The organism is Legionella pneumophila subsp. fraseri, assembly GCF_000586315.1.
Classification (GTDB): domain Bacteria; phylum Pseudomonadota; class Gammaproteobacteria; order Legionellales; family Legionellaceae; genus Legionella; species Legionella pneumophila_B.
On the sequence record NZ_KK074221.1, the window covers coordinates 94,890 to 106,343 of the forward strand.

Genomic DNA, 11,454 nt, shown 5'->3' on the forward strand with positions numbered 1-11,454 from the left:
ATAATTTAAGGTAGAGCCCGCAATAATGGTAAAAATAATCACCAATGTCATTTGAATGTGTTCTTCTCCAAAATACATTTGCGGAGAATAAAGATAATAACTTACAAGGGCCAAACTGAACCCCAGTATCAGCACAATAGATAAACTCAATAAATCAACAAGCAATACAAGTAAAAATACGCCACACAACAAAGACATCGCAGAAATAACGCTTGCTTGATTCATTAAAAATAAAAAAGTAAAAAAATAAGGCAACGTAAACAAAAGGGTTAGAAACCAATACCAGGATAAATATTGTTTCCACTTTAATGGCCAATAGGGAGTAAACATCAATCCCAAACCTAAAAGGCTTCCAATAAGACGGAGTGGAAGGTTTTCATAAGGTTGCGGTAACCAAAAAGCCCAAATAACATAAAATAAAGGAAATCCCACAAAAGCTATTGCTCCGACTGCAACCAATTGATGAGCGGAATTAGACAAACTACGCTGCATTGATTCATCTAAATGTTTCACTATTTTTTTAAATTGTGACATTCCTTATCCTTAAATCAAGTTAAAAAACTCCCTTGATTTTCACTACCTTATATACCGGAAAAGCCTAACATAAAATAGAGGAGTTATGCATGAGATATGATCTAATTCTCAAATCGGTATGAAATGCTCACTTAAAACAAATGCCCTGACAAGATTTCGTATCTATTATCTTAATGGGGTTCTTTTTGAATTAGAATCAATGTTATGATCTTTGTTCATAGAACAAATACCGTCTATTCCATGAGCTCAAAAATCATACGAATTGCAACGAGGCAGAGCCCGCTCGCACTATGGCAGGCTAATCATGTACGGGAAATGCTTTTAAAGCAATGGCCAAATCTAAGCATTGAGTTATTACCCATGATAACCTCTGGCGATCGCTTTCTTAAAGATAAATTATTATCTGCAGGAGGGAAAGGGTTATTTGTTAAGGAGTTAGAAGAGGCATTATTGGATAAAAGAGCGGATCTGGCGGTTCACTCGACTAAAGACATGCCAGCCCAACTCCCGGAAGGCCTCTCATTGGCTGCCATTTGCAAAAGACATAACCCTTTTGATGCTTTAATAAGTTCCCAATTTAAGAATCTGGATGCCCTTCCCAAAAACGCAATTATTGGTACATCAAGTCTTAGACGCCAATCTCAATTATTGGCTTACAAACCCAATTTGCAAATCAAAACATTAAGAGGAAACATCCATACAAGACTCAGCAAGCTGGAGTCAGGAGAGTATCAGGCTATTATTCTTGCTGCCGCAGGCTTGGAAAGAATGGGCTTAGCACATCACATCACGCAACTTATCCCCGATGACATTATGCTGCCTACTTGTGGTCAAGGTGCTTTATGTATTGAATGCCGAACTGACGATTTGGAGATCCAGGAGCTGGTTCATGGCTTAAATGACCCGATTTCTGCTCTTTGTGTCCACACTGAGCGGCGAGTCAACGCCAAGTTAGGTGGGAATTGTCATATACCCTTTGCTGTTTATTGTACCGTTACTGCGGAAAACCAACTCCTTTTGAGAGCAAAAGTACTGAATCTGGATGGTTCTCAAATCATTGATGACAAGCAACAAGGGAAAATAGAAGAAGCTGACCTCATTGCAGACAGGTGTACTCAATCATTAATGACTAAAGGAGCAATGACCTTACTGGGTACGAGACCATCATGACCAAATCACTTAACGGTCTTCGCATATTAAACACAAGACCAAGGGAACAAGCACAAGTACTTAATAAAAAAATTGTCGAGTCTGGCGGGAGACCCATCGACTGCCCCACAATGGAAATAGTGGCGTCTGAAACCAATTGGATAAATAAATTACCTGATTTGGCTTCAGTCAATCAGGCCATTTTTGTCAGTCCAAATGCAGTTCGTTATTTCATGATGGAATTGTCTTCCAAAAGAATCAATTGGCCAAATAGCATCCGAGTAACTGCTATTGGTAAAAGCACTGCAAGGATGCTCAATGAATTCAATATCCAGGTTAGCGATATCCCCGAGTTACCTGACAGCGAGCATTTATTGACTCTCAATTCGTTACAACAAATAAAAAATCAGACGATTCTGCTTGTGAAAGGAGAAGGAGGGCGGCAACTGATTGAAGAATATTTAATGCTTAAGGGCGCAACGCTATGTATTCTATCAGTCTATAAGCGAGTCATGCCAAGCATCGACCAAGAATTTCTTAATTCTCTGTGGCGCGATGACCTGGTGGACATTATACTGTTAACAAGTGAGCAGTCCATACATAATCTTTTTAAAATGTTTAGCATAGAGGGGCAAATGTGGTTACAAAACAAACCTTGCCTGGTCATTAGTGAACGACTTGCAAAGGCAGCTTCTTTATTTGGAATTAAAAAGATTCTTATTAGCCATCCAGAAAGGATGATAGGTACGTTATTTGACTATAAGGATTAATCCATGGCCAATAGCAATGAAGAACAGAAAAAAATAATTCAAACGCAACAAACTGCTGAAGTTGAAGCCAACATCAACCAACAAGCGAGAGCCCCTTTCTTCAGCAGTAAATACCTCTCTTTAATAATCAGCTTGACATTGCTTTTGGCTGTCCTCGCTATCATCGCCTCCATTTATTCCATTCAAGTGGAGAAACAATTTCAAAACCATCAGCTTATTGAAAACAAAAAGTTAACTGAGGAATTGGGTAGAATAAAAGCAGATCAAAATACAGTCCAAAAGCTCATAGATAACAATGCCAATAATCTTCAGCAAATCCAGAGCGATTTAACAAGCAAAATGGATAGCTTAAATAAAGAATTACAAACTGCTATGAAGCAAAAATTGTATCAAAATAATGATTGGCTTCTTTTAAAAGCACGTTATTATCTTGAATTAGCGCAAATCAATGTTCATTGGAGTGATAATTTTAATACCTCTGTCGCCCTTTTACAGCAAGCTGATGCGCTACTGAAAGGCATGAATATCCCCAAAATATTTACCATTCGCCAGACAATCGCCAAAGAAATTGCCCAATTAAAGTCAATTTCTGTTGTTGATATCACAGGGATATTAAGCCAATTGGATGCGGCCCAAGCGGCTATCAATAATCTTTCTATTCAATCCGTAGTAGATCAACAGGAAGTGCTAAACCATATCACCAAGTCTGAAGAGTCTGGCAAAACTGGATGGCGAAATCGGTTGCAAGACAGTGTGAACTTTCTGGAGAAATTGGTTGTTATTCGTCGCCACAATGAAAATATTCAACCACTTATCTCCCCTCTATATGAATCTACAATAAAAGAGAATATCCGCCTTAACCTTCAGGAAGCGCAGTGGGCTATTTTAAATAATAATCCCACAATCTACCAGTTTGCTTTAAACCAGGCCATTGCAAATCTTAAAAGAGTATTTAATGAATCCTCCCACAACACAGCTGTTTTGATTAAACAGTTATCCACTCTGCAAAATGTAAAATTAACTCAGGAAAAACCTGTCGTAGGACAAGCCATCCCGCTAATCAATCAAATGATTGACAATAAAGAATTACTGGTCGATCAAGCAAACAGCAAGAAAGGAGAAAATTAAGAATGATACGAGTCCTGTTTGCTTTTATTATTTTACTACTCTCCGTATTCCTTGGTATTCAACTCAATAAGGATCCGGGTTATGTCTTAATAGCTATTAATAACTGGACTATAGAAACTACCTTATGGGCATCCGTTTTTGGCTTGTTTTTTCTGTTTTTTTTAATCTATGGCCTGGTTCAACTTTGCAATAAAATTACAAGAATGCCCGGTATGATAAATAAATGGCATTCACGACGCTTGGCACAAAAAGCTCAAGCCACGACTCGAAAGGGGCTTATAGAATACAGTGAAGGCTATTGGCAAAAAGCAAAAAATCATTTAATACAAGCTCTGCCAAATACCGACACTCCGTTACTTAATTATTTAACAGCAGCGAGGGCTGCTCAAAAAATGGGGGATAGCAAGCTTCGCGATCATTATCTTAGGGAAGCACAGCAGTCTATGCCCGAAGCGAAAATTGCTGTCGAGTTAACCCAGGCACAATTACAATTGGCCAATAACCAATGGGAACAGGCATTAGCCACATTGAAACACCTTCAAGATTTGGCACCTCGCCATCCTTATGTCTTAAAATTATTAATGAATCTTTATGAAGAAATAAAAGATTGGCAACAGTTGATTGCTCTTTTACCTGATTTAAAAAAGAATCATATTATTTCAGATCAAGCTTTTGAACAATTACAACAAAATACTTATTTGCAAGCCATGATTGATTTGGCAAAACACAATCAATCAGATGGCATTGACAAATTGTATCAGACACTGCCAAAGGCACTAGCTAACGATACAGCAATTACAGCAGAATATGCCCGCTTTCTGATTAAGAATCAGAATTACGATCAGGCAGAATATCATTTAAGGCGATGCCTTCGCAAAGAGTTAGATAACAGGTTAATTGAGCTTTATAGCCTGCTTCCTTGTGAAGAAAATCAATTATTGTTTGCTGAATCATTACTCAAAAAAAATCCTCACTCAGCCGCATTGTACCTATGTTTAGGGAGAATGTGCCTCTCTCGACATTTATGGGGAAAAGCCAAACATTATCTTGAACAGTCTATTGAGCTAAACCCTACCCCTGCAGCATTTATAGAGCTTGGCAAGCTCCACGAAAAACTAAATGATCCCTTATCCAGCGGCTCTTGTTATAAAAAAGGTCTGGAGTTGATAACAAAAGATGAATTATCCTAAATAATTATCCTGGGATTATGACATGCGTCATTGCATTCCGTTTCTGTTTTTTCAACCTGAATAGTGACATGCTGAATGCTGAAATCATGCTTTAATTTTTCAACCAGCTCTCTACGCAAATCATCAGATAATGACTCCTCGGGCATAAATAAATGAACGGAAAGTGCATTCTCTTTCGTACTGATTGCCCAAATATGTAAATCATGAATAGATTTTACGCCAGGTATAGCCAGAAGAAAATCACTGACTTTAATCCAGGATATATCGCGGGGAACACCATCAATAATTAATCTGAAACTATCAGCAAATAATGACCAGGTTCCCTTTAAAATCACTACGGCGATTAATAGCCCAACAATGGGATCTATCCATAACCAACCTGTCAGGTATAACAAAGCCGCCGACAAGACAACGCCTACCGAGATCAATGCATCATAAAATAAATGCAAATAAGCCCCTCGAATATTAAGATCATCAGAACCCCGCAAAAACAAGAGCGCTGTAGAGAAATTCACGACTATACCAATACCAGCCACTATCATCACAGAAACAGCTTGAATTTCTGTCGGTGAAAATAACTTATACATCGCATCTGACGCTATAATACCGCAAGTAAACACCAATAAGGCGCCATTCGCCAATGCCGCTAAAATAGAAGTTTTTTTAAACCCATAAGTTGCCTTATGGGTAGGTTTTCGTTTCATTAATCCCGTTGCTATCCATGCCAAAATCAGCCCAACTACATCACCTAAATTATGAAAAGCATCCGCCAGCAAACTGGTAGAATTCGCTAAATAGGCAAAAATAATCTGCATCACAACAAAAAGTCCATTCGCAGTAATTGCAATTATAAAAGCCCTATCATAAGTCACTTCTCCATGATCATGATGGTGGTGTCCTCCATCATGCGAATGCTTACTCATAATTCTCCTTCGCCCTGACTTTTAGAGTAATAATTAATTCCAATTTTAATGCGATCTCTTGTATTTTGTTTACGCCAGGCATTCGTATCTCGTAAAGAATAAACACAACCACAATACTCTTGTTTATAAAATGCTTCTCTTTTGGCAATTTCGTACATTCTTTCAGAACCGCCATTCTTACGCCAATTATAAGTCCAGTAGATTAAATCAGGATAATGACTTGCTGCCCGTACCCCGCAATCATTGATCTGGTTCATATCTTTCCAACGAGAAATACCCAGAGAGCTACTGATAACAGGAAAGCCATGCTCATGCGCATAAAGCGCTGTTCTTTCAAATCGCATATCAAAACACATTGTGCAACGCTTGCCTCTTTCTGGTTCCCATTCTAATCCCTTGGCTCGAGCAAACCAGTTTTCTTTATCGTAATCAGCATCGATGAAGGGAATACTATGCTTTTGGGCAAACTTAACATTCTCTTCCTTTCTTATTTCATATTCCTGGAGAGGATGAATATTGGGGTTATAAAAAAATATAGTAAAGTCTATCTCGGAAAAAATGAGCGCTTCCATCACTTCACCTGAACAAGGAGCGCAACAGGAATGAAGTAATAATTTTTTAGCACCATCAGGTAATTCCAAACGTTCTCTAATTGTCATTTTGTACTTCCGGCAAATGAATAAAATGCTGTCGATAATAAATCAGCTCATTGATTGAATCTTTTATATCATCCAAAGCAAGATGTTTTGATTCCTTAACTACTCCATTCATTAATTCTGGGCGCCAACGTAACACCAGCTCTTTCAATGTGCTGACATCCAAATTCCGATAGTGGAAATAGGCCGCTAACTCAGGCATATATTTGTATAAAAAACGCCTGTCCTGGCAAATACTATTGCCACACATAGGTGATTTTCCCTTATCAATATACTGCTTTAAAAATTCAATCGTTAATTGTTCCGCTTGGGATTCACTGACATCGCTCTCTAATACTCGCTTCACCAATCCTGACTGATTATGTTGTTTTGTATTCCATGCATCCATACCGTCAAGAAGGGCTTTAGGTTGAGATACGGCTATGACTGGCCCTTCCGCGAGAATGTTAAGTTGTGGATCGGTGACAATCGTAGCCATTTCTATAATTCTATCTTGTTCTGGATCAAGGCCAGTCATTTCCAAATCAATCCAAATTAAATTTTGATTATTTTTCATTTCATTTCCAAGAAGTCAAAATTCGCTCTACACAAGCCACACGACTTTGATGCATGGCCTCCTTAATCGCTTTACCTTCATAACCTTGTGCAATAAAAGTCTGTGGCGTCACTTTAACACATTCAGATAATATTTCATTCCATAATTGAGTTTGGCGATAGACCACTGTTTTACCACAACTCTCGGCATCAGCTTGACAAGCAATTAATAATTTATGGAATAATTGGGGTCGTCTAAAAGCATCTACCTGCTCCAAAAGCTTGACTATTGTGTTTGGACGCAATTCGCATACCCGATGAATATTCAAATGAAAACGTGCTACTGTAACAGCCAAATCGCGATAATCATTAGGGATGCGCAAACGAGCACATAAAGCTCGAATCAGTTTGCTACCTTCCTCCTCATGTCCATGATGTTTAGGCCAAGCTTGAATTGGTGTCGACGCTTTGCCCAAATCATGAACCAAAGCAGCAAATCGTATTAATGGTTCTTCGCTCAGGTCAGATGATGCCCTTAATGACATTAATGAATGAATGCCCGTATCAATTTCTTGATGATATTGATACGGATTAGGCACTCCAAATAATAAGTTAATTTCTGGCAAAACAACTCTTAACGCATCACAAGATCGTAAAGATAGAATAAATTGTTCGGGATTTTTTTCTTCAAGACTCTTTTGCCATTCTTGCCAAACACGTTCAGGAATCAAATGAGCTAATTCACCTCGTTTAACCATAGAATACATTAATAAACGGGTCTCATTTGCTATTCTAAATCCAAGATGATAAAACCGGCTGGCAAAACGGGCAACACGTAAAACTCGAACAGGATCTTCTGCAAAAGCTGGGGACACATGACGTAATAATTTCTCTTCCAGATCTCGCTTTCCCTGATAAGGATCAATTAAATGCCCCTGTTCATCCATAGCCATTGCATTAATCGTTAAATCCCGTCGCGCCAAATCCTCTTCCAACGTGACAGACTTACTAAAATCACAAATAAACCCATAATATCCTGGAGCTGATTTACGCTCTGTTCTCGCTAAGGCATATTCTTCTTTCGTTTCAGGATGCAAAAAAACAGGGAAATCTCGGCCAACTTGCCTATATTTCCTTTTCAATAATTCTTCCGGTGTTGCTCCAACGACGACCCAATCCCGTTCCTGGACAGAAATTCCTAATAATCGATCACGAACTGCACCACCCACCAAGTAGACTTTCATTAAATATGATTTACCTTCATACTGTATCATTAATCGCATCAATTATAGTATAGATTGACACTATGAGTAAAAGACGAATCAATAAGCAGCAATCTGCTCGTATAGCTAAAATCCAGAAAAACTACCATGAAAGCATGGGAAATAACTCCGATAACCTGGTTGATGGTTTAGTCATTACCCGATTTAGCAGGCATGCAGAAATTGAAGACAATGAAGGAAAGCGAATTCTTTGTTCTATCAGGCCTAATCTTGATACACTGGTTGCTGGTGATAGAGTAATCTGGCAGATAGAAGGTGAGAAACAAGGGGTTGTTGTGAGCCTCTATCCCAGAGGAAGTGTACTGGCAAGACCCAGTCAGAAGGGGTTAAAGAAACCCGTTGCAGCCAATATCACTCAGCTGGTTGTAGTCGTTGCTCCAAAACCGGAGATCAGTTGGCCGTTACTTGACAGCTATTTGATTATGGCAGAGATACTTCAATTGCACGTGGTCATTGTTCTCAATAAAATTGATCTTACCTGTCAAACACTTCAGGAACGGCTCATAACAGACTATCAATCGTTAAACTATCCCGTCATCATGGCCAGCAATCAAATCCCAGACACAATACTACCATTAAAACAAGCATTAAATAATCAAATCAGTGTTTTTGTTGGCCAATCAGGGGTAGGCAAATCTTCATTGATTTCAAGTTTATTGCCGCATGAGCAAAATATTGCGATCGATAAGATATCCATGGTTGCAGAATTAGGCAAACATACTACAAGAAACTCACGCTATTATCATCTGCCTAGTGGCGGCGCCTTGATAGACTCGCCAGGAGTTCGGGAATTCAGCTTATGGGATATTGATTGCTCTACGATTGCTCAAGGATATAAAGAATTCAAACCTTATCTGTCCCAATGCAAGTTCCGCAACTGTACACATATTGATACTCCCCAATGCGCGATCATTGACGCGCTAAATAAAGGGAAGATTTCAACCCAAAGGTATGAAAACTTTATAAAATTATGTGCGCAATTTAATAGTTCAAAAGAGTAAACAAAAGACTCTCCTCAAATGGATAAACGGTTATCAACGCAGGGCAGCACTTGTTATTGGGGCTAGAGGAGGAATCATAGCGTTTTGTTCATTCCCCACTGGTATTCTAATTGATATGCAACAGCAGTAGTTACTAATTAAGTCAGGTTGGAGCACCGATATAATCTATAACTCTTGCTGATTGTTGCGCTTCTTCTATTTCCGCCACCGTCAATATAGGGCGGCTTATATTTCGCAGATAAATGAGCATATTTTCCAATTGATCAGGATTACAACGCTCCTCTAACGAATGAAGCATTTCTTTAAAGGCTTCTAAAATAGCACTCACTTGTCTTAAATCTGCTTTACTAATTAATAATTTCTTACTATCCATGCATTGATAAGTGCTAAAAAATTTAGGGGAGCCGTCTGACTGATGCATACTAATTTGACTTAATCGATTTGTCACATAATTAACACAGTTTGTTAAAAATTTACTTTTTGCATCGACAGGATCATACAATGACAAAGTTAAAATTAACTTTCGTCTCTGCTGCTCATCCAAACTCTTCAAGAATTTGGAAAATAAAATATTGACTCTCAGTTGAATTTGCAGCTCATTATTATTTTGAGCATAGGTATGGATTAATTCATCTAAAAAATGAACTATTTTTTCGCCTAATGATTTATTAATCAATCTAAAATGGGCTAAAACATGAAATAATAACTCCGGCTCAAACCAATAAACATCCATTTTAGATAAATCACCCGTCTCAACAAACTGGTACCAATCAAGCGTTGATTTGTAGTGTGTCAGCCATTTATAAATGTGTTTATTCTTTTGACAAGGTATAATATGCTCATCTATTGTCTTCTTATAAATTGAAATTAAATTGTCTGACTTATTTGTCATCAAGAAAGGAGCAAATTGATTATAGATCTCTTCTCCCTCTGAAAAAATTACATTTTTAATATCCCAAAAACTGATTGTTTTGCCTGAAAAAGGAAAAATTTCGAATGGGATAACAAATAACGAAAGCAGAAAAGTTTTAATACGATACATCAAGTTATCTTTTCTGGTTTCTTCTCCTTCTTCTAAATGTATTTTTAACTGCCTTTTTGATTCCAATTCCGTATATAAAGGTAATAATTCCTTATTTACGGCTTTTAATGTTGGATTAAACTGATACAACCAACTCGCTATGGCTTTTAACTGTTCATCTACATCATAAGATTGCGCCATATTTATTAAAATAAAAAGTTCTAATAGATAAACTTCTTTCCCATGATATGGAACTCTAACCCCATAGAGAAAATTAATATTCTCTAATTCAAACTGATATAATATTTTAAAAAATTTCTGAACCTCATCTGTAAATAATTTAATATCTTCACCTGAAGTTTTTAAATGATAGTAGCTTTCAATTAGCATAAGTAAGTGAGGTATTACTTCTAATGGAATTTGACCTTTCGATTGCATTCGAGGAAAAGTTTTTTTACATAGAAAATCCCAAAAATTATCAAACTTTTCTTTATCAATAGAAAACTCCCCGTTGCAATATTTCCCTCTATACAACCTTGTTAATTCTTCAATAGTAATGAGCTCAAATTGCTTGGTTTTTAGCGTTCTACAGGTGGATAACTCAAACTGATTATTAAGCAAATGCTCACATAATCCTCTTTTTCTATATAGAGTTTTTCCATCATATCCAAGATAAAAATTTTCCAATCGAACAGTTTCAGTCAGTGGAGTTAAATTATTAAAATCAAACTGATTAGTTATGTGGGGTAGTAAAATTTGCAAATAATTTTTATCTGTTAATGGCTCTATCTCATGGGCCAATTTGACCCAAATCTGGTTTGCCCGAGAAGGATAAAGCAGATAATCACTCTCTGAGTCAGCAATCCATCGCTCGCCAAAACATTGCAAAATAAATTGAATATCATCAGAAGTTAACTCTTCCTGACGTTCTCTATGGGAGAAACGCTCTAGTAAAATAGTTGATAATCTTTTATCGCAGGGAAGAATAGGTTTCGATTCCCTCAATTCATCAAGAAACCTACGAATGTCTTGTACTAACATTAAAGTCTGCAGCCTATCCTTAAACCAAAATTGAAACAACAAGCATTCTCATCAATACTATTGAACTGGAATATCTCAAAATAACGTTATGCTTACTAATAAAAAAAGAATTATTTTGATATCAGATTGTGGTTTGGTCAATAGAGTATTTAATTAATAGCAGAATAATTGCATAAGAAGGAAAAAGCGGCATGAAAGCCGCTATAAGGAATAAAACCCTGGCG

General features: G+C 37.4%; 10 protein-coding genes and 1 pseudogene. 5 read left to right on the forward strand and 6 right to left on the reverse strand.

Annotated features, from left to right (window positions below; genetic code table 11):
* Positions 1-534 (reverse strand): annotated as a pseudogene (locus CC34_RS1000000117110) (sensor histidine kinase); the annotation flags it as partial.
* 240 nt (positions 535-774) lie between these two features.
* Here CC34_RS1000000117110 and hemC point away from each other — a divergent pair.
* The 4 genes from hemC to CC34_RS0110680 are packed head-to-tail and all read left to right on the forward strand — an operon-like array spanning position 775 to position 4,771.
* On the forward strand, positions 775-1,704 hold the full coding sequence (gene hemC / locus CC34_RS0110665; RefSeq protein ID WP_027228996.1) for a hydroxymethylbilane synthase: 930 nt from the start codon (positions 775-777) through the stop codon (positions 1,702-1,704).
* Positions 1,701-2,453 carry a uroporphyrinogen-III synthase gene (locus CC34_RS0110670; protein ID WP_027228995.1) on the forward strand — a complete coding sequence of 251 codons (753 nt, stop codon included), beginning with the start codon at positions 1,701-1,703 and terminating at the stop codon, positions 2,451-2,453. The genes hemC and CC34_RS0110670 overlap by 4 nt, the downstream gene beginning before the upstream one ends.
* A gap of 3 nt (positions 2,454-2,456) precedes the next feature.
* Positions 2,457-3,581: a uroporphyrinogen-III C-methyltransferase gene (locus CC34_RS0110675; RefSeq protein ID WP_027228994.1), complete on the forward strand. Its 1,125-nt coding sequence runs from the start codon at positions 2,457-2,459 to the stop codon at positions 3,579-3,581.
* A 2-nt stretch (positions 3,582-3,583) separates the two neighbouring features.
* The gene (locus tag CC34_RS0110680) at positions 3,584-4,771 is read left to right on the forward strand and encodes a heme biosynthesis HemY N-terminal domain-containing protein (protein WP_027228993.1); all 1,188 of its coding nucleotides are present in this window, start codon (positions 3,584-3,586) and stop codon (positions 4,769-4,771) included.
* Here the strand turns inward: CC34_RS0110680 and CC34_RS0110685 are convergent.
* From CC34_RS0110685 to CC34_RS0110700, 4 genes are read right to left on the reverse strand one after another with little or no spacing between them, the layout of a single operon-like run.
* Positions 4,768-5,694: a cation diffusion facilitator family transporter gene (locus CC34_RS0110685; RefSeq protein ID WP_027228992.1), complete on the reverse strand. Its 927-nt coding sequence runs from the start codon at positions 5,692-5,694 to the stop codon at positions 4,768-4,770. The genes CC34_RS0110680 and CC34_RS0110685 overlap by 4 nt on opposite strands.
* Positions 5,691-6,353, reverse strand: a complete 663-nt coding sequence (locus CC34_RS0110690; protein ID WP_027228991.1) for an epoxyqueuosine reductase QueH — start codon at positions 6,351-6,353, stop codon at positions 5,691-5,693. Before CC34_RS0110690 ends, CC34_RS0110685 begins: the two co-directional genes overlap by 4 nt.
* Positions 6,343-6,906, reverse strand: a complete 564-nt coding sequence (gene orn, locus CC34_RS0110695; RefSeq protein WP_027228990.1) for an oligoribonuclease — start codon at positions 6,904-6,906, stop codon at positions 6,343-6,345. Before orn ends, CC34_RS0110690 begins: the two co-directional genes overlap by 11 nt.
* Position 6,907: 1 nt before the next feature.
* The gene (locus tag CC34_RS0110700; RefSeq protein WP_027228989.1) at positions 6,908-8,128 is read right to left on the reverse strand and encodes a multifunctional CCA addition/repair protein; all 1,221 of its coding nucleotides are present in this window, start codon (positions 8,126-8,128) and stop codon (positions 6,908-6,910) included.
* A 62-nt stretch (positions 8,129-8,190) separates the two neighbouring features.
* Here CC34_RS0110700 and rsgA point away from each other — a divergent pair, with 62 nt between their 5' ends.
* Positions 8,191-9,168 carry a small ribosomal subunit biogenesis GTPase RsgA gene (gene rsgA, locus CC34_RS0110705; protein ID WP_028379475.1) on the forward strand — a complete coding sequence of 326 codons (978 nt, stop codon included), beginning with the start codon at positions 8,191-8,193 and terminating at the stop codon, positions 9,166-9,168.
* A gap of 142 nt (positions 9,169-9,310) precedes the next feature.
* Here the strand turns inward: rsgA and CC34_RS0110710 are convergent, their stop codons facing one another.
* The gene (locus CC34_RS0110710) at positions 9,311-11,230 is read right to left on the reverse strand and encodes a hypothetical protein (protein WP_032833143.1); all 1,920 of its coding nucleotides are present in this window, start codon (positions 11,228-11,230) and stop codon (positions 9,311-9,313) included.
* Positions 11,231-11,454 lie beyond the last annotated feature (224 nt).

Bases quoted from the DNA above. Each gene is read 5' to 3' on its own strand.
- hemC (WP_027228996.1), top strand. From the start codon at position 775: ATGAGCTCAAAAATCATACGAATTGCAACGAGGCAGAGCCCGCTCGCA.
- CC34_RS0110690 (WP_027228991.1), bottom strand. From the start codon at position 6,353: ATGACAATTAGAGAACGTTTGGAATTACCTGATGGTGCTAAAAAATTA.
- orn (WP_027228990.1), bottom strand. From the start codon at position 6,906: ATGAAAAATAATCAAAATTTAATTTGGATTGATTTGGAAATGACTGGC.
- CC34_RS0110675 (WP_027228994.1), top strand. From the start codon at position 2,457: ATGGCCAATAGCAATGAAGAACAGAAAAAAATAATTCAAACGCAACAA.
- CC34_RS0110685 (WP_027228992.1), bottom strand. From the start codon at position 5,694: ATGAGTAAGCATTCGCATGATGGAGGACACCACCATCATGATCATGGA.
- CC34_RS0110710 (WP_032833143.1), bottom strand. From the start codon at position 11,230: ATGTTAGTACAAGACATTCGTAGGTTTCTTGATGAATTGAGGGAATCG.
- CC34_RS0110680 (WP_027228993.1), top strand. From the start codon at position 3,584: ATGATACGAGTCCTGTTTGCTTTTATTATTTTACTACTCTCCGTATTC.
- CC34_RS0110700 (WP_027228989.1), bottom strand. From the start codon at position 8,128: ATGAAAGTCTACTTGGTGGGTGGTGCAGTTCGTGATCGATTATTAGGA.
- CC34_RS0110670 (WP_027228995.1), top strand. From the start codon at position 1,701: ATGACCAAATCACTTAACGGTCTTCGCATATTAAACACAAGACCAAGG.
- rsgA (WP_028379475.1), top strand. From the start codon at position 8,191: ATGAGTAAAAGACGAATCAATAAGCAGCAATCTGCTCGTATAGCTAAA.